Here is a 23,831-nt window from a genome sequence, read left to right as displayed (position 1 = left end):
CAAGCAATGTCTACGACACTTTTATCCACTAAACTGCATATCCCCCCTCCGCGGCCTAACATGGTTCTTCGCACCTCCCTGATTGAAAAGCTGAATGGAGGCCTGCACCGCAAACTGACCCTCCTCTCGGCCTCGGCGGGGTTTGGGAAAACCCAATTAGTCAGCGATTGGCTTACAACTTGCAAACGGCCTGCCGCATGGGTGTCCATCGATGAAGGTGATAACGATTCTTCACGTTTCCTATCTTACCTAGCGGCAGCCCTTCAGAACATTGGAGCGAATATTGGAGAAGGCTTGTTTCGTTCCCTCCAATCTCCTCATCCTCCGCCCGTAGCGTCGGTTCTAACTCTGCTGTTTAATGAAGTCAGCAGCCTTCCACACCAATTCGTCCTCGTGCTTGACGACTACCATCTTATTGAGGCCGACCCGGTCCACCATGCTCTCATCTTTCTGCTTGAGCACCTGCCGCCGCAGATGCATCTGGTTATCACTACGCGTGAAGATCCGCCCCTTCCGCTGGCCCGGCTGCGTGCACGCGGACAATTGACAGAGCTGCGCGCCGCCGACATGCGTTTCACTCTCTCGGAAACGGCTGCTTTCCTCAACCAGACGATGGGGCTGAATCTGTCATCGGGTAATATCGCCCTGCTGGAATCGCGCACGGAAGGCTGGGTTACTGGCCTGCAATTAGCCGCCATTTCCATGGAAGGGCTTCATGACCCCACTGCCTTCATCAAGTCTTTTACCGGCAGCCACCGCTTCGTTCTTGACTATTTGGTTGAAGAGGTTCTGCACAAACAATCGGAAAACGTTCAGACCTTCTTGCTGCACACATCGATACTCGACCGCTTCTGCGCTCCTCTGTGTGATGCCGTAATGCGCCTCGCTCCCTCGTCCTCCAGTGAAGAAACGTTGAAAAGGCTTGAGCAGGCCAACCTTTTTATCATCCCACTGGATAACGAGCGCCGTTGGTTCCGTTATCACCATCTCTTTGCTCAGTTACTGCGGAAGCGGCTGCAGCAAAACGCCGCATTCACTGCATCATCCGGTGAAGATACCGAAGCTGAATTGCACCTTCGTGCGAGCAGCTGGTACGAGGAAAATGCTCTCGAGCTTGAAGCTTTTCACCATGCTGCCGCCGCGAAGCAGATAGATCGTGCTGCTCGTCTAGTGGAAGGCAACGGGATGCCGCTGCATTATCGCGGTATGATGACCCCCGTATTACATTGGCTGGCCTCGCTGCCCACAAATGTTCTGGAAGCCAGACCTTCTTTGTTAGTGATATATGCCTCGGCTTTAGTCTTTACGGGACAAAACAGCAGCGTGGCACACAAATTGCTCACAGCGGAAAAAGCACTAAAAAAAATCAAGCCAGACGACAAAGCGCGTGACCTTGCAGGACAAATTGCCTCCATAAGAGCTATGTTGGCAATCCCTCAATATCAAAGTGACATCATCCTCACCCAGTCACTCCGCGCTTTAGAGTTGCTGCACCCTGATAACTTGCCCGTTCGTGCTGCTGCCACTTGGACGCTCGGTTTTGCCTATCAGCTTCTAGGAGACCGCACCGCAGCAAGCCGGGCCTATAGAGCAGTCGTCTCTTTCGGACAAGCGACTTCATCGATCATGATTACTATTGCAGCAACAACAGGCCTTGGCAGCATACAAGAAACAGACAGCCAGCTTCATCTGGCTGTGGAGTCTTATGAGCGCGTGATCGAGTTAGCAGGCGTCCCTCCTCTCCCGGCGGCTTGCGAAGCACATTTGGGACTAGCTCGTATACACTACGAATGGAATGAGTTGGATGCCGCTGAACGGCACGGACAACAGAGCCTCCAATTAGCGAGGCAAGTAGAAAGCGTAGACACCTACGCTCTCTGTGAACTGTTTTTCACGCGGCTCAGGCTTGCCCAGGGGGATGTCGCCGGTGCCTCCGCTTGTTTAACCAAAGCAGCTCAGCACATCCGTAAGATAAACTTGGTATCGCGGGAACCCGATGTTGCTGCTATGCAAGTGCTTTTACTGCTCCATCAGGGCGATCTGACGGGAGCTGCTAGGCTGGCCCATTCTCAGGAGCTCCCCTTCAGCCAGGCTCGAGTACATTTAGCCCAAGGCGATGCGCCAGCCGCACTGGCCTTGTTGGAGCCGCTACGACAGCACGCCATTAAAAGCAGATCAATAGATGAACAGCTTAAAGGAATGGCGCTGCAAGTGGCTGTGCTCTATGCTAACGGGGACAAGCCAAAAGCTTCTAAACTGCTTGTTGAAGGACTAAAGCTGGCAGAGCCTGGCGGTTACATTCGGCTTTTTGTTGACGAAGGCATTCCAATCGCGGAGCTGGTTTCCCAAGCAGAATCGCGTGGGATCAATCCGGACTATCTGAGCAAACTGCTAGCTTCATCCGAAGTTGTGGAACATTTTCACGCTGACAACTCTTGTTTGCATCCTTCATCTCCGCCTGTCCTGAACTTAATTGAACCATTAAGCGAACGCGAGTTAAAAGTGCTCGAGCTTATTGCCATGGGACTCTCCAACCGTGAGATTAGCGAGCGGCTTTTCGTCGCTTTGAGCACGGTAAAAGGGCACAATCAACGCATCTTTGACAAGCTCCAAGTCAAAAGTCGTACCGAAGCGATTGCCCGCGCCCGCGAGCTAGGTCTTTTCCGATAAAACAATACTTTAGTATCTACACAGTGATACCTACTTGTAGCTATATTGTTAGTAGATTAAGCAAGCGGCATATCCGGCTTGTTCAAGACCAGCCGAAGCTGCGAGATCTCGGAGGAGTGCTTATGAAAGCAATCATAACTACGAAATATGGATCACCCGACGTCCTTCAGCTTCGAGAGGTGGATAAACCTATTCCGAAGGACCATGAAATATTGATCAAAATCCATGCGACCGTCGTCACGCCAGCAGACTGCGCTTTTCGAAGGGCCGACCCTTTCATGACAAGGCTGTTCAGCGGTCTGATGAAACCCACCTGGATACCAGGATTTGAGCTGGCCGGGGAAATTGAGGAAGTCGGCAGCGGGGTAACTCTTTTTAAAAAAGGGGATCAGGTAGTTGGAACCGCCGGCACTGGTTTCGGCGCTCACGCTGAATACAAATGCTTGCCGGAAACCGGCGTGGTAGCCACTAAACCGGCAAACACGACCTATGCAGACGCCGTTGCTGTCTGTGATGGAGGCTTAACGGCCTTGTCTTTCCTTAGAGATATTGGCAAAATTCAGCGCGGACAACAAATCCTTATCAATGGCGCTTCTGGAGCGGTTGGTGCCTATGGGGTACAGCTTGCCAAATACTACGGGGCGGAAGTTACTGGAGTGTGCAGTCAAGTGAATGTGAGTTTAGTCAAATCGCTAGGTGCCGACCATGTCATTGATTATACCAAAATGGACTTTTCTAAAACCGGCCATACCTACGATATTATTTTTGACGCTGTGGGAAAAAGTTCATTTGCACGTTGCAAAAGCTCGCTTAAGCAAAATGGCATCTACCTTTCAGCTGTCCCTTCGCTCGCTATTTTGCTTCAGATGGCGTGGACATCAACGTTTGGCGGGAAAAGAGCATACTTTGCGGCAACAGGGCTCAAACAAAAGAAAGAAAACCTCACCTTCCTCAATGAGCTTGCCGAAGCTGGAAACATAAAATCCGTCATAGACAGGCGCTATTCCCTGGAACAAATAGCCGAGGCGCACCGATACGTGGATACCGGGCATAAAAAAGGCAATGTTGTCATTACCGTGGGATTAAGCGAATCCTGAATTAACCATAAATAAAAACGATGAAAACATAAAATTATCCCTGTTCTCCCTTCAATAAATATGGTAGATTGATTGTATCATCCGTTGGAGGTACTTCACTTTGAAAGCAGTCACCGAGAAGCTCATCAAGCAGCATCAACACTATTTGTCTGATAACCCCAGTGAGCTTAAAGATTATGGTTCAATCTATGATCATATGCTTTATTACTTCACAAGCGTGCTAGGAATTGATGAGCAGCAAGCTTTGTATTCCATACAAGATTTTAAATCGGATCTTTCCTGTGACGTACTTAAAAATATCGTGCAATCCAAGGTAGATTTGTAAACTCGGATTCACTTTTCACCGCGGCACGAAAAAGTTCAGCTGCAAAATTCCTTCCCTTGAGGTTATACCTCGAGGGATTTTTTTAATTTAACATCCATCTACCCGAACTAGCACAATTCTTTTTCGTTTACGGCAAATTCTTTGATCTTTTGAAACGCTTTCAAGTTCTGTGGCATGATCGGAATCATCCGTTGTATGATAGAGATAGTTCTCCCTACTAGGAAAATACAGGAATGGTGACGGCCATGAATCTACTGCGAAGTCCCTTCAAAACACTGCGCGGGAAAATACTTATTTCCTTATTTGTTCTCATCATTTTACCCGTCGTTATCATTCTTTACCGTTTCTACAATTCCTCTGAGCTTATTGTCCAAATGCAGCTCAATCAATCTAACCAAGCCGCGGTTGCCCAAAAAGCAGATAGGATGAACGATCTGGCCGTTCGTATTATTAAAGCCTCCAGCCTGATTATCAACGATCCGGAAACTGAAAAATTCCTTCGAGAGCCTGCTGATTGGTCCGATAGCTACAGCTCTTTCATTAAACTAACCAGCTTGCAAAAAAAACTGTCTAACGTGAAAGACCTGCTCCTCGACAGCGATGCTTACTTAGGTCTCTATGACAACCGGGGTTATACACACACCACCTGGTCAGCGGTCACCAAGACGGATATTGCCTCCTATCGCAAGGAAAGCTGGTATCAACCCACCCTGCAGCTTGGCGGCTCTCCCTACTGGTCAGTGCCCTACACGCTGCGCACAGCGGCCAGCAGCCAAGACCTCGTTGTCATGACTAGACAAGTTAATGGCGAATATACGAGCAATTACGGTATTTTCATGATTGGGGTGCCGATCCCGATATTTTTCTATAACGCACAGGAGCTGCGCCAGCAGCAGGAATCCGGCGTCATCTCTTTTCTGTTAGACCAGGACCAAAAGCTTTTGCTCGGCGACAGTTCATCGAGTCATTTTAAAGCATCAGAGTCACTCCAAGACATGCACAAGAACGCAAGCGGCATTCAAAAAATAACGTTGGACGGCCAGGATTACCTCGTAAATGACGCCTATGTCCCCCAGCTTGGCTGGCGGCTGGTCCAACTGATGAATCAAAAGGATTTTGCCACACAACTAAGCCGTGAGAAAGATAAGTCCATCAGTTGGATCATCGCTTGGTTTCTCTTATTTGCGATCGCTTTCATCATACTAATGCTTCGCGTGACAAGTCCTTTCAAGCAGCTCGCCAAGTCGATGAACAAGGTCGGAAAAGGCGAATTTAATACGATGGTCACGATAAAAGGCGAAGATGAAATCGCCGTCTTGGGCAGTAATTTCAACAAAATGGTCAGCCATCTGCAGCATTTGATTGCGAACTTATACGATGAGGAGCAGCGCAAGCAGAAGGCGCAGTTTCAAGCGCTTCAAGCACAAATCAATCCTCATTTTCTGCTGAATACGCTTAATTCCATTAAGTGGATGGCCATTCTTTCGGGCGCAGAGCACGTCAGCGAAATGATTACGAAGCTCGGCAAGCTGCTGGGCTTCACGATGCGCAACGAACAGGAATTCGTGACGCTCCGTGAAGAACTGGACTACATTCAGGTCTACCTCTCCTTGCAGGAAATTCGTTACCATGACCAAATCAAGTTCTTATTCGATATTCCGGAATCGCTGCTCGACTGTGAAATGTTGAAATTTACGCTTCAGCCGGCTGTCGAGAATAGTATTATACACGGCAACCACTTTCCGCTAATCATCGAGCTCCAAGCGATGGAAGTCGCCGGTAAGCTGCACATCCTTCTGCAGGATAATGGTGTCGGCATGAGCTTGGAGAAAATCCAGCAAGTGGAGAACGAACTTCATCAACCCCACGTCAAGTTCAGCGGCATCGGCATTCGGAATGTGAATGAACGAATCAAGCTGCATTTCGGCGCACAATACGGCATACACATCGCCAGCTCTCCGAACGAAGGTGTTCGATTGACATTGATACTGCCACTTAACAGGAGGGAGCCTCATGATGCGCATTCTGATCGTAGATGATGAAATTTTGGTACGTATTGGGTTAAAAACGATTATTCCTATGAATAACGAGGAATTCCAAGTGATCGGCGAAGCAGCGAGCGGCCTCGAAGCTTTGGCGATTCTGGAAAATCATCCTTGCGAAATCGTGCTTACGGATATCCGCATGCCGGACATGGATGGCCTGGAGCTGCTCCAAATCATCCGAGAACGCTGGCCGGCCATGAAATGCCTCATTCTATCAAATCATAGCGATTTTGCGTATGTGCAGAAGGCCCTGCGGCTTGGAGCTACAGAATACATAACGAAACTGGAAATCCAACCTTCCGAGCTTATGCAAAAGCTTCGTGCTATTAAGGAACAACTTCAGATTGAGAAGCAAGGCCAAACCGCTTATACAAAGCTGGAGCAAAAAGTGAATCAATACAGCAGCGAAGTAAAGGAAAAGCGGCTGCGCGAGCTCGTACTGGGCCATTCCTCCCGCAGAGAAATTGAGCAGGAATTCATTGAATTCCAACTGGAACCTTTCCCTGCTCCTCTGTCCGCGATTGCGATTCAGATCGAATCTTATGAGGAACTAACGCATAATAACCGGTTTCAAAGCGATAGACTTCTGACATATACAGTCAAGAATGTGCTCAGCGAGATTTTAAAAAAATATGGCAATGGGGAATTGCTCGAGATCGGTGGCGGCAAATTTTGCGTGCTCATCGGCCAATTGAACCCTGCTGTTCTGCAGGAAATGCAAAACGCGGTGCACACTTTCTTGAAAATTTCCATCTCCTGCGGTGTTTCTCCGCCACTTGAGGATCCTTATCTGCTTCAACAAGCTTATGAGAAGGCGGATTATTCGCTTAGCTATCGGTTTTATTTCGGACGCTCGTGCATCGTTTCCTACCACCAGATTCCCTCTGCTGCGCACCGGCAGTCGGATCCTTGGGACGAAGAGGACTTACGCAAACGGATTGACGAACAGGATACGTCTGGACTTAGGCAGCGGCTGAAGGACTGGACGCAAGAGCTGCTAGCTAAAAAAGACGTGCCTCCGCTTATGCTGCGCGAGACGTGGCTCAGTCTGCTGCATATGTTTTCTCGCAGTCTTAAAGCGGATGGCAACGATATTTATTCCGTGACGCTTCACGAGAATCAATACCCGTATCATGTGATCCGGAACGCGGAAACGCTTCAGGAATTGGCAGATTGGTTCGTCGGCTGGATTCCCGTCTTCATGGATTACAAGCGGCAGCATGGCAAAGAAAAGCTGCGTCCCGAGATTCAAGCCGTCATGCGCATCATTACGGATCAGTATAATTTGCCGATGAAAGTGGCCGATTTGGCGTGCAAAGTCGGTTACACCGAAAATTACTTGAGTATTTTATTTAAAAAGGAAACCGGCAAAACGATCACGGATTACATCACCAACGTTCGGATGAAAACGGCTAGAGAGCTGCTCAAAAATCCCGATTACAAAATATTCGAAATCTCGGAAAAAATCGGCTACGCCGACCCGAATCATTTTAGCCGCAGCTTTAAACAACTCGAAGGTATGTATCCTACTGAATTCCGCAAATTGTATTTCGGCGGGCGAACATCATAGAATAATGCTTAACTTGAAAAGAATCGTGCGTGTCTTTTTCTGGAGGATTCCAATACGATTGAATTACCAAAAGAAAAGGGGATGAACACATGAAGAAACTTTTTGGAGTAAGTGCATCGCTCGCTCTGGCTGTAAGCGTTTTCGTAGCTGGCTGCGCTAAAACCGATGTTGCACCCACAGCTTCCGCCACTGTAGCACCATCAGCAGCAACAACAGCTGCCGCAGCTCCTACGCCGGAAGCCCAGAAGCCGGTTTCACTGAAGTTCTGGGGAGGCGTCCCGCCCGAAAGCGGTCCGCAAGAAGCCGTCGACAATTGGAATAAAGCAAACCCGAACATTAAGGTTGAATATATCCGTTATGTGAATGACGATCCCGGTAACTTGAAGCTTGAGACTGCTCTGCTCTCCAATACAGACGCACCTGACATCTATATGAACTACGGCGATGATAAAATGACGAAGCGCCAAGCCGCCGGCATGGCAGAGCCTCTCGATGATCTGATTGCCAAAGCAGGCTTTGACGTGGAAGGGGTTATCGGCAGCGCCAATATCAAGAAATTTGCTGACGGCAAATATTATTATCTGCCTGCCAACAAGAACGTCGGTGCCGTACTTTTCAATAAAAAGGCACTAGACGAAGCCGGCGAGAAGCTTCCCACCGCCTGGACCTGGGATGACTTCAGCGCCCTTGCAGCAAAGCTCAACAAAGGCGAGCGCAAAGGCACGATGCTTGATCCCGCCTTGTCCACCTTCGGGGAAATTGTCCTGCAAACCGGCAAAGCCAAAGACTCCTTCATCGCGGATGACGGTACGTCCAACTTCAACAGCCCTGCTCTGAAGAAAGGTTTGGAACTGCAGCAAAGCTTGGAAAGCAAAGGCATTATGATGAAATATTCCGAAGCCGTCGCCGGCAAAATTACAGTGCAGAACGAGCTGCTGACAGGTAAAGCGGCTATGACGCCTTCTCAAATCTATATCATCCGTTATATCAAAGATACGAAAAGCTTCCCTCACGATTTCAAAGTAGCTTTCGCTCCGTATCCGCAATTCACAGCTGGCGGCAACGTGAACCCCGGCGGCGGTATGGGCGACTATATGTCCATTAACAAAAACAGTAAAAACAAAGAAGCCGCCATGAAATTCATTTCCTGGTACCTGCAAGAAGGCAACATGTCGATGGTTCCCGGCGGTCGTATCCCGACGAATAAAAAAGCCGATGCCGGCAAAATCGCTTCTATTCTGATTGGCGACGCCAAAGATTTAATCGATGAAGATTCCTTGAAAGCATTGCTCGCTGGAAGCTACACATTCCCGACAGCTTACAATGTACCTGTCCCTACAGAACTGAAAGCCATCTACAAGGACGAGATGGAGAAATATTTACTCGGCGTCCAACCGATTGATAAAACGCTCGAAACGATGAAAACCCGCTCCGATACAACGATCAAAGGCGCCAAAAAATAAGTTCACGCTGCCAAGGAAGCTGTCCCCACAAGTCATTCAGTGACCTGGGGATAGCTTTTTCATAAAGGAAGCTTAACCCATGAAACGAAAGGATGACTCGCCATGAGACCATTCTGGCAAACCGCAAAATTCAGGGAAAATCTCGCCGGTTACCTGTTCATTTTACCGAATCTTACCGGGTATCTCGCATTTATTTTATTGCCCATTCTATTCAGTCTTTATCTGGTCTTCGTTGACTGGGAGTACCTCAAAGGATTTGCCGGCATCACATGGGTTGGCTTCGATAATTTCAAAGCGCTGCCAAGTGATCCGAAATTTCTTAAATCGCTGCAAAATAATACCGTGTTTACCTTAGTCAGCGTACCGGCCTCCATCGTAATTGGCTTGTTCATGGCCGTTATTCTAAACAAATATGTGTTTTTCAAAAATACGCTGCGGCTACTGATTTTTTTACCTTACGTCTCTTCCCTGGTTGCCGTCTCCGTCATTTGGAGCATCATGTACCGTGCAACGAACGGACCCATCAACCAGTTCCTGTTATCAATCGGCATCGAACATCCGCCAGGCTGGCTATCCAGTCCCAAATCCGCCCTTTTTGCCATTATTATTATGTCCGTATGGGTCACCATCGGGTATGCCATGGTCATTTACTTGGCCGGCCTGCAGAGCATTTCTAAAGATTTGTATGAAGCAGCTGAGATTGACGGCGCCTCCAGGATGCGTCAGTTTTTCCAAATCACTGTTCCCATGCTAACACCGACAACATTTCTCATTGCCATTACACTCATCATTTGGTCCTTCCAAGTATTCGGTCCAGTCGCCGTTATGACGCAAGGAGGTCCGATTGACTCAACGATGGTGCTGTCTTATCACATTTATCTGCTTGCTTTCCGTTTCTATAAAATGGGGTATGCCGCTGCGGTCTCGTGGGTCCTGTTCATCATTATCTTCATCATTACGCTCATCCAGTGGCAAAGCCAAAAGCGTTGGCAGGATCACTTCTAGGAAGAAAGGAGAACCATTATGGAAATGGAAACTACCTATCCGGTGCAATCCACCCAACAAAAAACGCGCGCTAAAAACAAGCAGCTGCCTTGGGTTATCAAAGCCATCATTACCATCGTGTTGGCAGCCTTCGCGCTAATCATGATACTGCCCTATATTTGGATGATCTCTACCTCTTTTAAAATCAATGGCGAAGTTTTCAAGTATCCGATTGATTGGATTCCAAAGACCTGGCATTTTGAAAATTACAAGCAAGTGTGGACGGGTCCTAACCCTTTTTACCTGTTTTATTTGAACTCTATTAAAATTACCGGGATTACGGTTGCAGGCAACTTACTCACGAGTGCAATGGCCGGCTATGCCTTCGCCAAAATCCGCTTCAAAGGCCGTAACTTCCTGTTCCTGCTCTATCTATCAACGATGATGATTCCCAGCCAAGTGCTTCTCCTCCCGCGCTTCATCCTGTTCGATTCGATGAAACTGATCAACACGCATTATTCGCTTATTTTGCCGGGTTTGTTTACGGTATTTGGTACATTTTTGATGAGGCAGTTCTTCAGCACGCTTCCCAATGAACTGCTCGAGGCAGCACGTGTAGACGGAGCTGGGTACTGGCGCACCTTCTGGCAAATTTCATTGCCGCTGATCAAACCTGCCATCGTCACTCTGCTCATTCTCTCCTTCACTTCACACTGGAATGAATACGAAGGTCCGCTTATTTACCTCAGAGACAAACATCTCTTTACGATTCCACTGGGGTTAACCAGCTACGTCGAAGAGTTCGGGACCAATTATGTCCTTACCATGGCCGCTTCGGTATCCGCTCTGCTGCCGCTTCTCATCGTCGTCATCGTCTGTCAGAAATGGTTCGTTGAGGGCTTCGCCAGCTCAGGGTTGAAGGGTTAGCAGACAGCTTTTCGGTGAGTCGACGAGCTGGAAGGCCGACGGGCTTGAAGGTAGCGGATCGGGAGGCAACTGCTGGAATGCAACTACCTGAAGGGCAACTGCCGAAAGGACAACTGCCAGAAAAGCTCCCCCTTGGCCATTCTATCCTGAAGCTACTTGGATGGGTGTGGCCAAACAAGGGGGCCTTTTGTCCTCATTGGATGATTTCCAATGAACTAGCTATATTTGCAGGCTAAACCTATCTTCCGTTGGACGAAATCCAGCTAACTCCGCGCAAAGCCCCCATTACTGCCTTCAATTCTATCTCTGTCTTGGATTTCATCCAATGAGTTTGCCGTTTCAGCAGCCAAATCCACTCCTCCATTGGAATACGTCCAATGAACGTGCCAATTCAAACGCGCTATCAGGCGACTCCGCTCTTTTTTACCCATACACCCTTATCTCCACCACTTCCGCACTCGGACTCCCGTTCGTCGACTCGACGATCAGCCGCAATCGCGCAGCAGTAACGCAGCTTGCCAACTCATGTCTCCGCGTCCTCCTCCGATTGTTCGTCTCACGCAGCAGAACGACCCACGTCCCTTCCACGCAAGCCTCAATCCGGTAGTCTTTCACCAATTCCGGCATGACGTCAAAGGACGTCCTGAACGCATGCAAATTGATCAAATCCTGATTCACATTGTCGTTGAAAGTCACCTGCAGCCGCCTAATCTCCTTCGGCGCCTCCCATGTCAGCTCAATCCACTCTTCCCGGCCTGCTGCCACCCTCTCCGACATCCACAGATGCGGTCCGCCGTAAGGACGCAGGTAGCCATCCGTCACACGCTCCGCCGAAAAAGCGCTTGTCGCTTCCGGTGCTCGGAAACAGATCGGCTTGCGGTCCAAGCCGCCCTTCATGCTCCACAGTACAACCGGCTGCTCCGGCTGATGATCCTCCAGCTTCGGATCAACAATCGGCTTCGCGCCCTTTACGAATGTGATCGTCCCTGTTACCGGCTCATCCGCATGGTAAACAGTAACGTGCTCGTTCGCTTTGACAATGACGAACGCGTTCTGCTCCACCTCCGGCTGCCAGCGCAGATCAAAAGCCACCCACTGGCGCTCACCGGCCGCAACACGTGCTGATGCCGCCGCAATCAAGCTCTTCGGCACGTAGTTCTCAGCGCGCCCCGTATCCCACAGCTCTACAGTCATCGTCGTAGCCTCCGAGACATCCGCCAGAAGCTCAAAGCCCCGCAGCGCCGGAGCTACTGGGAATAGCACAGCCACGTCCGTATGCAAGCGCCTGGGCTCCACAGCCCGCTCCACGCCCACCTGGCGTAACGTACTCGACGCCGTTACCTGGGCCCGGCGGGCCAGATCCGCTTCATCTTCGCTGCGCAGGCCGATAATCGAAGCATCCTGACGCAGCAACGTCATCTGCAGCTCCTTCAGATGCTTCTGATGCAGCTCGCGCGGCATCACTTGCTTTTGCACGCACAGGGCCGCCCCCGTCCCTGCCGCCTCTCCAAGGACGGCGCACGTGGCCATGACCCGTGTCGTCCCGAATGCAACATGCGAAGCGCTGATATTGCGTCCCGCCATCAACAGGTTGCTGACATTCACCGAGTACAGCGAACGAAACGGGATATGGTAGACGCCATCGGCATGCAAGTGCTTAGAACCGCTTTCCGCAGCGTACATGCCCTGCGGAGGATGCAGATCAATCGACCACCCGCCGAAGGCGATGCGGTCCTCAAAAGGCGTCTGCGCCATAATGTCGTTTTGAGTCAGCACATAATCGCCGACAAATCGCCGGTACTCCCTTTTTCCCGGCAAAGCACCGACCCACTCAAGCGTCATCTGCTGCGCTTCGAAGTTGCCGGAGTTTTTAATATAATCCCAAATTCCATAGATGACCGACCATAGCTCATCACGAATCTTTTCATTTTCATGCACAGTGTCCAGCTCGCCGCCCCACTCAATCCACCAATAATGACAGCCCGAATCTCCGCTGCGTATAACTCTTTTGATCGGTATCGATGTCTTCGTAATATCTTGGGCAAAGCTCGGAGGATGGAATTTAACAGGATGGCCCGCATCTTTCGTGTAAAATAAAATCGTGCTGCCGAGCGTAATCCCATCCGCCACCTCGGGCGCCCAATCCTCGCCATGCTCCGCTCTCGCTTCGCGTCCAATCCGGTACTTTGCACCAGCCAGAAACCCGATCAGCCCATCTCCTGTGCAATCCAGGAACACTTCGCTTTCGAAACGAATTTTTCGCTCAGAACCCATCATCCAGCCCGTAACACTGCGGATCATCCGATGATTCTCATCACCATCAGCTTCCACCTCATGAACGTCCGTGTTGAGAAAAAGCTGAATACGACTCTCGGCGCGCACCGCTTCGAGCACCGTCAAATCCCATAAATACGGATTGCCGTCCATATTCTGAAACTGGTTTTCGACGAACAGCTCCCCCATAATGCCTGTTTCCCGCGCATATCGGTTGACTCCGTGCCCTGTCGCGCCGCAGACCCAAACACGCACCTCGCTGGAGGAATTTCCGCCTAATACAGGGCGATTCTGAACGAGCGCTACCGTTTGCCCAAGCCTTGCCGCAGCAATGGCAGCACACACACCGGATAACCCGCCGCCAATGACGGAGATATCCGTTTTTACGAGTTCCTCTTTCATTCACCTTTCCCCCTCAACGCTAGCTTATATCCTCATTTTAATGCATAGTAAACGCTTTACTCCATGCACGCAAACAACATAAACATATACAAAATTTCATCCCTATCTATCTTGCTTCTACGGTTTCGTATATGCTAATCATGTGGGACAAATTGGCAGAAGCGAGGGACAAATCGTGCGCATACGCGAGATAACAAGCACGAAACCGGAAGTGATCAGCCATGTTTACTGGAAGGAGAAAGTCGCCTTTCAAGTTCATGTGGACATCAACGACTTCTGGGTGGTATTTGGCGTGGAAGATGGCAGTTTCACTTATAACATCGGTCCGCACGAAGGCACTGCTTCTTTCGGTGATCTCGTGTTTTGTCCGCCTGGTGTTGCTTTTCAGAGAGAAATGGTCCATCCCTCGTCTTTTCACGTTTTTTTACTGCGATGGGTCCATGAAGAGAACGGGGTTTTGGTTACGGAGGACAACATCCCTGCCGGCAAAGTAACCGTCCTGGATCTGCATCGGCTGACATCTACTTATACGTATTTGCGAAAGTGGACGGAGCTTCATACAGATGCCTCCACTGCATTACGTCATCACTTTGTGACGGATGTCTGGATGCAGGTTGTGGACGAGTGGCAGTCAGACTCGCGCACACATTCGGGTGAGGATTTCATTGTACAGAAAGCCATTGACTACATGCTGGAGCATGCAGCGTCCTCGTTCAATTTGAAACGGCTCGCCATGGAGTTGGGGCTGACACAGGTGCAGTTCACGCGGAGATTCAAAAGAACGACCGGCATGGCGCCGCTGGATTACCTCACTTCTTTGCGATTGCAGAAGGTACAGAAACTTTTGCTCGATAGCGACCTGACGCTGCAGCAAATTGCGGGACTATGCGGGTTCGAGAATGAATTCTACTTGAGCCGTGTGTTTAAAAAGCGCATGCGTATCACCCCTTCGCATTACCGCAAGCTGCATCGGTTATGAACCCTTTTTAGCGGAAACAATGGATGTAAAGAGAAAGGTGTGAACTTATTGAACGTTCTTCTATTCGGAGCAACCGGCATGGTAGGGCAATCTGTACTGCGTGAATGTCTCCAGGATCCTCGGATCAAGAGAGTAGTAACAATCGGGCGAAATGCAACTGGCCAGCAGCACCCGAAACTCAGCGAGCTCGTGCATGCGAATTTACTGGATTTATCAGCCTTGGAGGGAGAGCTTTCCGGGTTTGATGCTTGCTTCTTCTGCCTGGGCGTCTCTTCTGCGGGTATGAGCGAGGAGAAATATACAGCGATAACGTACGATTTAACGATGAGTGTGGCACAAACGTTAGTAAGGTTGAACCCCGCCATGACGTTCACCTATGTGACCGGAGCCGGCACGGATAGCTCTGAGCGAGGGCGCAGCATGTGGGCGCGGGTCAAAGGCAAAACAGAAAATGACCTGCTCAAGCTGCCTTTTAAAGCGGCGTACATGTTCAGACCTGGAGGCATCCTGCCCCTGCACGGCGTCAGATCCAAGACGAAGCTGTATCAGGCTGTATATACGATCATGAAACCTTTTTACCCGCTGTTGGAAAAATGGTTCCCGAATTCGGTCACGACCTCGGAAAAGGTTGGCCGCGCCATGATAGAAGCCGCTATTAACGTTATCCCAAGCCGATTATTGAGAGCAGTGATTTGAATCGTTTCTAACTGATAACGCATAAAAGAAAAAGGACTCCTCGCGGAGTCCTTTTCGACGGTGACAAATTGATGGTACTTTTGCCTTGAAACCTACTTCGCTCGGTAACTACCTCATCACATTCCTGCAGTTTTTAGCTACATTAATGGCCTGCGGCACATCTCCTCGCTTTACGGTAGATTCAACAACAACTTCCCTGGTATTTCGTCTACATTGTATGCGACACAACACCTCTCTGAATCACCGTCTGAAATTAGTATGTCCGGTCTCCACTTTCTTATACAAAGCAGCTTAAAATGATTGACGAATATATTTGCCAAGAATATAATTGCTATAGCAACTAATTTTCAGAGGAGGTTTGTGTTATGCAGATGGATCATTCCTTCGGGTTTATTCTGAATCATGCTGGGCGCCGAATGACACAGCTTTTGGGCTCTCAATTTCAGCCCTACGATATGACGACGGAACAGTGGGTCGTGCTTCATCGTCTGGCGTGCGAGGACGGGATTACCCAGAAACTGCTCGCAAATCGAGCGGAGAAGGATCAAACGAATATTACCCGAATCCTCGACCAATTGGAGCGTAAAGGAATGATTGAACGCCGCGCTAATGAACAGGATCGCCGTTCCTTTCTGACGTTCATTACCGATCAGGGCAGAGCGATGAATGACATTCTCACCCCGATTGAGCAGAAGGTCATCGCTTCACTGCTTAGCGGCTTTACGGAGGAACAGGCTTCCCTGCTCAAGTCGCTGCTCATTCAAATCACCCAAGAAGCCAATGCACGCATTAAGGAAGTGGAGGAATCACAGTGAGTACCGAGACCGATCAGAAATTGTGGAATCGCGATTTTGTTGCTGTATGTCTCAGCAGCTTTTTTTTATTCATGACGTTTTATATTCTAGCCGTAACTTTGCCTATCTTTGTCACCGATACGTTGCATGCCGGGCAGCAGCAAATTGGTCTGGTGATGACAATCTTTATTATCTCAACCGTTATTTTACGTCCGTTAACCGGCAAGTGGATGGATGAGTGGAATCGGAAGAAGATCATCTCCTTCGCCCTTGCCTTGTTTATGATCTGCACCGCGATGTATCCTTTTATCCACCAATACGGTGTCTTGCTAGGCGTACGGTTCTTGCACGGCATCGGCTTTGGGATGGCTACCACAGCCGCGGGCGCTGTAGCCATTGATCTTGTGCCGGATCGCCGCAAGGGTGAAGGCATCGGCTATTTCAGCCTTTTCATGAGCTTGGCAATGGTTGTCGGACCGTTTCTTGGTTTAACCATTATGCAATCTAACAATAATGCGCTGCTGTTTGGCGTCTGTATCGTGTTCGCCGTTCTATCCCTTCTATTCGGGTTATCCCTCCGCATTCCGCAGCGCGTTGTGCAGGCATCCATGAAACCGGAAAAGGGCTGGAGAAAATTCATCGAGCCGCGGGCAATCCCGATTTCCCTGACAGGCAGCGTGCTCGCTTTCTCCTATGGCGCCATCACAACGTTTCTGTCCGTTTATGCCAAAGCGAACGGATTGGAGAAATACGCCAGCTACTTCTTCATGGTCTTCGCTTTGATGATTGTCATTTCCAGGCCGTTTACCGGCAAATGGTTCGATCGTTCAGGACCTAACGGCTTGGTTTACCCAGGCGTTGTTTTGTTCACGCTGGGCATGATTGGCCTCAGCCTGACATCGTCCCCCGTGCCCTTTTTAGTGGCCGGCGGACTGCTGGGACTTGGCTTCGGCGCCATGCTTCCGAGCTTTCAGACCATCGCGATTCAGGCGGCGCCCGCTCACCGCAGAGGACTTGCCACTGGCACGTATTTCTTGCTCTTCGATACCGGCTATGGGATCGGCTCGCTTGTGCTTGGCCTCGTCGCATCCAAAACCGACTATCATACGATGTACTTCGTGGCAGGCATCGTTGTTGCATGTTCTTCACTGCTGTATTATGGCCTGCATCACCGGAAATCGAGTATCGCCCTGAAGTCCGGTACAGCGGCTTCTATGAAATAAACAAACGCCGTTTCTCACTAACACTTCTGAGTGGTAGAGAGAGACGGCGTTTTTATCATTTTAACAGGAATTTAACAGGGAATAGCAATTGACATTGAATTAACGGAATGATATAAAAAGTATGTGTAGCACTCAAGTAGAGAGAGTGCTAATATTGAACTATTGTTACATATCGAAAGGAGATTTATCCGTGGAAAAGAAACAGTTTCAGGCTGAGTCCAAAAGACTATTAGAAATGATGATTAACTCCATTTACACGCAAAGAGAAATCTTCTTGAGAGAGCTCATCTCCAATTCCAGCGATGCCATTGATAAAATTTACTACAAAGCACTCACAGACGACTCATTGGTATTTGACAAAGACAGTTATTTTATTAAAGTCATTGCAGACAAAACGAACAGAACGTTAACGATCCGCGATACGGGTATCGGGATGACGAAAGAAGATTTGGAGAACAATTTAGGGATCATTGCGAAAAGCGGTTCTCTTGCGTTCAAAAAAGAAAACGAAGCCAAAGACGGCCACAATATCATCGGCCAATTCGGCGTAGGCTTCTATTCCGCGTTCATGGTAGCGGATGTTGTTACGGTGACAAGTAAAGCGCTTGACAGCGACACAGCTTACAAATGGGAGTCCACCGGCGCTGATGGGTATACCATCGAAACAGCCGAGAAAGATTCCATTGGTACAGAAATCGTACTGCAAATCAAAGCGAATACCGAAGATGACAACTATGACGAATATTTGGACGAGTACCGTCTGAAAGCGATCATCAAAAAATATTCTGACTTCATTCGTTATCCGATCAAAATGGACGTTGCCGGCAAAAGACCCAAAGAAGGCACGGACAATGAATTCGAAGATTATCAAGAAGAGCAGCAGCTTAACAGCATGGTGCCTATCTGGAGAAAAAACAAAAGCGAACTAACGCCTGAGGATTATGAGAAGTTCTATCATGAGAAGCATTACGGCTTCGATAAGCCGCTTAAGCATATTCATGTTAGCGCGGACGGGGCTGTTGTCTACCAAGCGATCCTTTTTGTTCCGGAAAGCATGCCTTTCGACTACTATTCCAAGGAATATGAAAAAGGTTTGGAGCTATACGCCAACGGCGTTTTGATTATGAACAAATGCGCGGACCTGCTGCCTGACTATTTCAGCTTCGTGAAAGGGATGGTCGATTCCGAAAGCTTGTCTCTGAACATTTCCAGAGAGATGCTGCAGCATGATCGCCAATTAAAGCTGATTGCCAAAAACATTCAGAGCAAAATCAAAGGCCAACTTCAATCCATGCTGAAGGATGAGAGAGAGAAATACGAAACCTTCTACAAAGCGTTTGGCCGTCAGCTCAAATTCGGCGTCTACAGCGACTACGGCACACATAAAGACGTTCTGCAGGACCTGTTGATGTTCCACTCCTCCAAGGAGAAAAAGCTCGTTACACTCGACGAATACATCGCGAGAATGCCAGAAGATCAGAAGTACATTTACTATGCATCCGGCGAATCCATGGAGCGCATCGATAAGCTTCCACAAACGGAGCTTGTTACGGATAAAGGCTATGAAATCTTGTATTTCACTGACGATATCGACGAATTCGCAATCAAAATGATCATGACTTACAAGGAAAAAGAATTCAAATCGGTTTCCAGCGGCGATCTCGGCATTGAAGCGGATGATAAATCCGAAACCGAAGCGGAAACAAACGATAACAAAGAGCTTTTCGACTACATGACCAGCTTATTGTCCGGTAAAGTTACGAATGTCAAGGCCTCCAAACGTCTTAAAAAGCATCCGGTTTGCCTGTCTACAGACGGTGACGTGACGATTGAGATGGAAAAAATCCTGAATGCCATGCCGAACAATCCGAATGTGAAAGCCGAAAAAGTGCTTGAAATCAACATGAACCATGAAGTATTCGGCTCGTTGAAGGACGCTTTCGAAAAAGACAAAGAGAAGCTGAACCTTTACACAGCCCTCTTGTACAACCAAGCTCTCCTCATCGAAGGCTTGCCGCTTCAAGATCCGGTTGAATTCACGAATGATATCTGTAAAATCATGGTGTAAATCCATTAGAGCACTGCCGCCGCTATGGCTGCAGTGCTCTTTCTTGTCATCACGAATGCTCATCAAGCCTAATCATCGGCTGCGCGGCTCTATCCTCACTCCGATTATTGGCCTCCATATTCGAATATACATAAGCCAATAATCGATCTTGATCAATTCCTAACGAGTTGGCTACCTTCACAATATCTAATTCATAAGAAAAGCCTGGAATTTGATTGGATTTGACGGACATATGCTTCAACCATCCTTCGAATAGATGTAATAATTGGAAATAATGTGATATAGTTTTCTTACAAGCATTAATCGGCACGACAAAGGCAAAACCACTGAAAAGTGGTGACGCAAAGCTATAGGGACTAATTTGGCTTGATTTACATGTCCAAAATGTCAGCCAGCTGCCAAGACCGCCTCCGTCCGATTAATGTAGAAATGACTAGGAGGAGCTGATAAGGATGGAGAAGATTGTGTTGAATGGGAACATGAGCTTGGATGTGGAAAACTTGATTGCTAACCTGCATCTACCGGAAAGTGATATTTTGAACATGTTCTCCTTTAAGTTTAATAACAACCTGCTTACCCCCGAGGAATCAATTCGATTTATTCAATTTCTTAGGAGTGAACTGGACAAACGTACCCAATAACAGAATTATGCACGAACGCCCACAAAAATGCAGTCGGTTGGTGTCTATAGAATTATTTTTTTTAAAATCGAAGGAAATCGCGTCATGATAGCTTTTTATGAATAAACATAGCAAAAAGACAACGGGAATCCCGCTGTCTTTTTCTTATTTTTTGTCACATTTAAGGTTTAAAGTTTAGTGGATTGAAACATTTTTTTGTACATGCTCTTTCTATATGCTATCATCCAAGAATTTCCAAATATACGACATATACTATACTAGATTACCAGAATACTAGATTAGTCCTTGAATTGTGGATAGAAAGGGAGAATGACGATGAGTTCAGGTTTGATTACCTTGCATTTGACTGCAACCAGCACGGTTTCGGGGACCATTACTACAACGACCACCACGACCATTACGCCGCTGGTCAAACGCTTCACAACCACTGTCGTCATAGGCAACATTCTCTCAGGTGTAACCACCATTCCCTCCACCAGCTTCAAGGATGACTCTGGCACGACTTTGCCTGCTAACGGTCTTACCGTTCCAGGCAGCAATGGATACTACAATGTATTCGTGAATGGCACTCTCATCGCTGGAGGGCTTACGACTCTAACAACGGCCAGTCTGGCTATTAACAATGCCCTTACGATTGGCGTTACGGTCGTCTTAGAGACGCTCTCTTTTACAGCCATCTCGTCTTCTACTTCTACAACAAATAATTTAGTAGTCACTACCGTTATTCATTCTATCTAACAAATAAAAGCCGATCTGAAGACGTTCAAGCGAACGAATCAGAACCGGCTTTCTTTATTTGTCCCGGAGTAGGCCGGGATCATGCTTTCCCAATATTTGCGTTAACTCTTTGAGGAACATGTTAATGTCCTTGAATTGCCGGTAAACGGAGGCGAAGCGAATGTAAGCCACTTCATCGACTGGGTACAATTGCTCCATGACGATTTCGCCAATGCCTAAACTGTCTACTTCCGCATGAGCCGTCGTGCGAAGCTGCATCTCAACTTCGGATACGAGCATCTCGAGTCTCTCCATGGACACCGGACGTTTCTCACAAGCGCGTATTAAGCCTCTTAAAATTTTCTCACGACTAAATTCTTCCCTGCTGCCATCTTTTTTAATCACAATAAGCGGAGTTTCTTCCACCATCTCAAAGGTGGTGAATCTTCGGGCGCATTTCTCACATTCCCGGCGACGGCGGATCGATTTGTTTTCATTAGCTGAACGTGAGTCAAGCACTTTCGTACCGGAATAATCACAGAACGGACACTTCATTCGCTATCTCTCCTTTCTCTTCTATCTGATGGATTACCATATGTTACATGTCATGAACAAGGAAGAAGTGCGCACAATACTAGTACCAACCGACAAGGAGGTGAACAGACATGAGCGCAGGAAACAGCAACACACTAGTTGTTCCTCAAGCTAACGCAGCGTTGGATCAGTTGAAATACGAAGTAGCCCAAGAACTTGGTATCTCTATCCCACAAGATGGATACTACGGTAACATGGCTACTCGTGACACTGGTGCCATCGGTGGTCACATTACTCGTCGCCTGGTGCAAATCGCAGAACAATCTTTGGCTGGTCAATTCAAGTAATCTTGAGTAGAAGTAGCCGCTGAATCTGCAAACGGGAAGCATTGGACTTTAAGCCCCCACAAAGGAGCTAGTCCAATGCTTCTTTGTTATGTAGAGATATCATTGCACACTCTTCCATTGTTCGGAGTAAAGCTTGGTGTATTTCTCATAATAATAAATAACTCGTTGAACATAATGACGCGTTTCGCCGAATGGAATTTGGTCAATGCGTTCCTGTGAACCGTCCCATACGTTCGTTTGCTTCCATTTATTCACATTCCCTTGTCCGGCATTATAAGCTGCAATCGCATAAATTAAATTTCCATTGTAATGTTTGTTCAGCCAGCTTAAATACCAAGAACCGAGATTAATGTTCACATCCGCTTTTAACAAATCTTCCTGGGTGTGTGGTCCCAAATTGGTGGACTCTACAATCCAATCTGCCGTGTCTGGCATCAACTGCATAAGCCCCAAAGCACCTTTTTTTGATTCCAAATGATGCTTATAGTTCGTCTCCACCCTGATGATGGCCGCAATGAGAAAAGGGTCTATATTGTGCTTCGCCGCACTTTGCTTGATTTCCTGCTCAAAATAAATGGGATACAACTTTCTTCCTATAAAATCGCTGTTCATAAAGAGGACTAGAACGAAACAAACGAGTAAAAGGGCAAACACTCGTTTTTTGCGCAAGAACTTCATGAAAGCCCCTTCCCTAGCCAAAACCGTTCGACCGAAGCTAAGGTGTCTTCCCAGGTCCCGCTGTTGTCGATCACGATATCCGCTAATTTGCGTTTTTCTTCTATCGACATTTGTGCGTTGATTCGGTTGTTGGCCGCGCTTTCCGTTAAGTTGTCTCTTCTCATTAAACGTTCCACCTGAATGTGAGGAGGCACATACACAACCAGAACCTCTTCGAACATAAAAGATAGATCCGATTCAAACAATAAAGGAATATCGACGACAACCAGTTTGTCAGGAAATTGCTTCTCATACGCTTCCATCTGTTCTCTGATCATCTTGCGGATAGGTGGATGCAAGATGTGTTCTAGTTGTTTACGGGCATCCGTATTTCCAAAAACGATCTCACCCAGCTTTTTACGGTGCAGTGAGCCGTCTTCCTGAATGACCGCTTGTCCAAAATGCGCAGCAACCTGTTCGAGAACAGGGCTGCCGGGCTGGACAACATCGCGCGCGATTTGATCTGCATCTACTAATAGAGCGCCGCGGCTAACCAGCATGGCGCTAACTGTGCTTTTGCCGCAAGCGATTCCTCCTGTTAACCCGATATTCATAGGCAAATCTCTCCTAAATGTATTCCTGTTACTACAGCATTTTCAATAAACCCATAAGAATAAGTACACATCCCGGAAGAATCGATAACTTCTTCATCCATGTCATTTCCGCATAACGAAAGCCAATGCGCAAGCCTAGTGCAATAAACGAACCACTCGAAATAGAAATTACGGATGCCGTTAACAAAGGAACAAAACCAATTAATGCAGCGCCAATCCCCGCTCCAAATGCGTCCAATGAAAGGGCTAGCCCTAGCAAAGTAGCCTCGGAAGCTGAAATATTACCCGATTTATCCACATCAGCGATGGAGGGTGTACGCAAAATTTGAATAACCAAACCAAAACGCTTGAGTTCAATATTCAGGATTTCCTTCGTCCTTTGCAGCGTATCGAGTGTGGCAGGCTCATTGCCGGAAGGGGGAATACTGCTCAGAGATATCTGGTCGTCAGATGACTTGGCTGTCTCTTGGAGATCCTGCGACTTCTGTTGTCTCTGTTGGTAAAGCGCCCAAATGCCAATCCCAATCAGAATGAGTGCACCGATCCGTTTGGCAAACTCGGGAGACATAAAAGAAGACATCAGGACACCAATTTGCATCGAACTATAAATAATGATACCAGACCAAAGGGATATAATACCAATAGACAGAAATGGGATTCGAATTTTGCGTAATCCGTACATGACGCCAACGCCGAAACCGTCCAATGAAACTGCGAAAGCCAGAACCAGCAAAGAAAGCACCGGAAGCATAATACCCCTCCTAAGAGTTTTACCACTGACGACAATAAGCTGAATAGCAGCAC

23 protein-coding genes and 1 riboswitch are annotated in these 23,831 nt (G+C 48.0%); of the genes, 17 read left to right on the top strand and 6 right to left on the bottom strand.

The features are described 5' to 3' along the window. Positions 1-6 precede the first annotated feature (6 nt). The 9 genes from ACKTT9_RS09830 to ACKTT9_RS09790 all read left to right on the top strand — a co-directional run bounded on the left by ACKTT9_RS09830 (position 7) and on the right by ACKTT9_RS09790 (position 11,317). Positions 7-2,670 carry a LuxR C-terminal-related transcriptional regulator gene (locus ACKTT9_RS09830; RefSeq protein WP_407871401.1) on the top strand — a complete coding sequence of 888 codons (2,664 nt, stop codon included), beginning with the start codon at positions 7-9 and terminating at the stop codon, positions 2,668-2,670. 122 nt (positions 2,671-2,792) lie between these two features. Next, on the top strand, positions 2,793-3,767 hold the full coding sequence (locus tag ACKTT9_RS09825; RefSeq protein WP_407871400.1) for an NAD(P)-dependent alcohol dehydrogenase: 975 nt from the start codon (positions 2,793-2,795) through the stop codon (positions 3,765-3,767). 100 nt (positions 3,768-3,867) lie between these two features. Next, positions 3,868-4,092, top strand: coding sequence for a hypothetical protein (locus ACKTT9_RS09820; protein ID WP_407871399.1), 225 nt, complete (start codon positions 3,868-3,870; stop codon positions 4,090-4,092). A 245-nt stretch (positions 4,093-4,337) separates the two neighbouring features. Next, positions 4,338-6,131 carry a sensor histidine kinase gene (locus ACKTT9_RS09815; protein WP_407871398.1) on the top strand — a complete coding sequence of 598 codons (1,794 nt, stop codon included), beginning with the start codon at positions 4,338-4,340 and terminating at the stop codon, positions 6,129-6,131. Continuing rightward, positions 6,106-7,707, top strand: coding sequence for a response regulator (locus ACKTT9_RS09810; protein WP_407871397.1), 1,602 nt, complete (start codon positions 6,106-6,108; stop codon positions 7,705-7,707). Before ACKTT9_RS09815 ends, ACKTT9_RS09810 begins: the two co-directional genes overlap by 26 nt. Positions 7,708-7,796: 89 nt before the next feature. Beyond that, positions 7,797-9,170, top strand: coding sequence for an ABC transporter substrate-binding protein (locus tag ACKTT9_RS09805; protein ID WP_407871396.1), 1,374 nt, complete (start codon positions 7,797-7,799; stop codon positions 9,168-9,170). 102 nt (positions 9,171-9,272) lie between these two features. Then, positions 9,273-10,175, top strand: coding sequence for a carbohydrate ABC transporter permease (locus ACKTT9_RS09800; RefSeq protein ID WP_407871395.1), 903 nt, complete (start codon positions 9,273-9,275; stop codon positions 10,173-10,175). 18 nt (positions 10,176-10,193) lie between these two features. Then, complete coding sequence (locus ACKTT9_RS09795; protein ID WP_407871394.1) at positions 10,194-11,081, top strand: carbohydrate ABC transporter permease; 888 nt, start codon at positions 10,194-10,196, stop codon at positions 11,079-11,081. Positions 11,082-11,158: 77 nt separating this feature from the next. Continuing rightward, the gene (locus tag ACKTT9_RS09790) at positions 11,159-11,317 is read left to right on the top strand and encodes a hypothetical protein (protein WP_407871393.1); all 159 of its coding nucleotides are present in this window, start codon (positions 11,159-11,161) and stop codon (positions 11,315-11,317) included. A gap of 187 nt (positions 11,318-11,504) precedes the next feature. On the opposite strand, the gene ACKTT9_RS09785 is transcribed toward ACKTT9_RS09790, so the two are convergent. Further along, positions 11,505-13,757, bottom strand: a complete 2,253-nt coding sequence (locus tag ACKTT9_RS09785; RefSeq protein ID WP_407871392.1) for an FAD-dependent oxidoreductase — start codon at positions 13,755-13,757, stop codon at positions 11,505-11,507. 175 nt (positions 13,758-13,932) lie between these two features. Between ACKTT9_RS09785 and ACKTT9_RS09780 the strand changes: the two genes are divergently transcribed. From ACKTT9_RS09780 to htpG, 5 genes are all read left to right on the top strand, one after another. Beyond that, entirely contained in the window at positions 13,933-14,736 is an 804-nt protein-coding gene (locus ACKTT9_RS09780) for a helix-turn-helix domain-containing protein (RefSeq protein WP_407871391.1), read from the top strand. Positions 14,737-14,784: 48 nt separating this feature from the next. After that, positions 14,785-15,432, top strand: a complete 648-nt coding sequence (locus ACKTT9_RS09775) for an NAD-dependent epimerase/dehydratase family protein (RefSeq protein ID WP_407871390.1) — start codon at positions 14,785-14,787, stop codon at positions 15,430-15,432. A 365-nt stretch (positions 15,433-15,797) separates the two neighbouring features. Continuing rightward, a complete protein-coding gene (locus ACKTT9_RS09770) occupies positions 15,798-16,247 on the top strand; it encodes a MarR family winged helix-turn-helix transcriptional regulator (RefSeq protein WP_407871389.1) in 450 nt (149 codons plus the stop codon). After that, positions 16,244-17,449, top strand: a complete 1,206-nt coding sequence (locus tag ACKTT9_RS09765; protein ID WP_407871388.1) for an MFS transporter — start codon at positions 16,244-16,246, stop codon at positions 17,447-17,449. The genes ACKTT9_RS09770 and ACKTT9_RS09765 overlap by 4 nt, the downstream gene beginning before the upstream one ends. Positions 17,450-17,639: 190 nt before the next feature. Next, complete coding sequence (htpG, locus tag ACKTT9_RS09760; RefSeq protein WP_407871387.1) at positions 17,640-19,517, top strand: molecular chaperone HtpG; 1,878 nt, start codon at positions 17,640-17,642, stop codon at positions 19,515-19,517. A 49-nt stretch (positions 19,518-19,566) separates the two neighbouring features. Here the strand turns inward: htpG and ACKTT9_RS09755 are convergent, their stop codons facing one another. Further along, the gene (locus tag ACKTT9_RS09755) at positions 19,567-19,749 is read right to left on the bottom strand and encodes a hypothetical protein (protein ID WP_407871386.1); all 183 of its coding nucleotides are present in this window, start codon (positions 19,747-19,749) and stop codon (positions 19,567-19,569) included. 74 nt (positions 19,750-19,823) lie between these two features. Further along, positions 19,824-19,920, top strand: a riboswitch (cyclic di-GMP riboswitch). Between the two features lie 49 nt (positions 19,921-19,969). On the opposite strand from ACKTT9_RS09755, the gene ACKTT9_RS09750 reads away from it, so the two are divergent. Both ACKTT9_RS09750 and ACKTT9_RS09745 read left to right on the top strand, forming a co-directional pair. Beyond that, positions 19,970-20,158: a hypothetical protein gene (locus ACKTT9_RS09750; protein ID WP_127458072.1), complete on the top strand. Its 189-nt coding sequence runs from the start codon at positions 19,970-19,972 to the stop codon at positions 20,156-20,158. Between the two features lie 315 nt (positions 20,159-20,473). Further along, positions 20,474-20,896, top strand: coding sequence for a DUF4183 domain-containing protein (locus ACKTT9_RS09745; RefSeq protein ID WP_407871385.1), 423 nt, complete (start codon positions 20,474-20,476; stop codon positions 20,894-20,896). A 54-nt stretch (positions 20,897-20,950) separates the two neighbouring features. On the opposite strand, the gene nrdR is transcribed toward ACKTT9_RS09745, so the two are convergent. After that, the gene (gene nrdR / locus ACKTT9_RS09740) at positions 20,951-21,430 is read right to left on the bottom strand and encodes a transcriptional regulator NrdR (protein WP_127458074.1); all 480 of its coding nucleotides are present in this window, start codon (positions 21,428-21,430) and stop codon (positions 20,951-20,953) included. A 110-nt stretch (positions 21,431-21,540) separates the two neighbouring features. Here nrdR and ACKTT9_RS09735 point away from each other — a divergent pair, with 110 nt between their 5' ends. Next, entirely contained in the window at positions 21,541-21,756 is a 216-nt protein-coding gene (locus ACKTT9_RS09735; RefSeq protein ID WP_127458075.1) for an alpha/beta-type small acid-soluble spore protein, read from the top strand. A 99-nt stretch (positions 21,757-21,855) separates the two neighbouring features. Here ACKTT9_RS09735 and ACKTT9_RS09730 read toward each other — a convergent pair whose 3' ends face one another. Genes ACKTT9_RS09730 through ACKTT9_RS09720 form a run of 3 tightly spaced genes read right to left on the bottom strand, consistent with a single transcriptional unit; the run spans position 21,856 to position 23,778 of the window. After that, entirely contained in the window at positions 21,856-22,434 is a 579-nt protein-coding gene (locus ACKTT9_RS09730) for a lytic transglycosylase domain-containing protein (RefSeq protein WP_407871384.1), read from the bottom strand. Beyond that, on the bottom strand, positions 22,431-23,027 hold the full coding sequence (gene coaE, locus ACKTT9_RS09725; protein ID WP_407871383.1) for a dephospho-CoA kinase: 597 nt from the start codon (positions 23,025-23,027) through the stop codon (positions 22,431-22,433). The genes ACKTT9_RS09730 and coaE overlap by 4 nt, the downstream gene beginning before the upstream one ends. Before the next feature lie 31 nt (positions 23,028-23,058). Then, a complete protein-coding gene (locus tag ACKTT9_RS09720; RefSeq protein WP_127458078.1) occupies positions 23,059-23,778 on the bottom strand; it encodes an MntP/YtaF family protein in 720 nt (239 codons plus the stop codon). Positions 23,779-23,831: the final 53 nt, after the last annotated feature.

It is taken from the genome of Paenibacillus sp. P36 (genome assembly GCF_045866505.1).
Taxonomy (GTDB): Bacteria; Bacillota; Bacilli; order Paenibacillales; family NBRC-103111; genus Paenibacillus_E; species Paenibacillus_E chondroitinus.
Note: the sequence above shows the minus strand (reverse complement) of the source record. Positions and strands in the feature narration are given on the sequence as shown.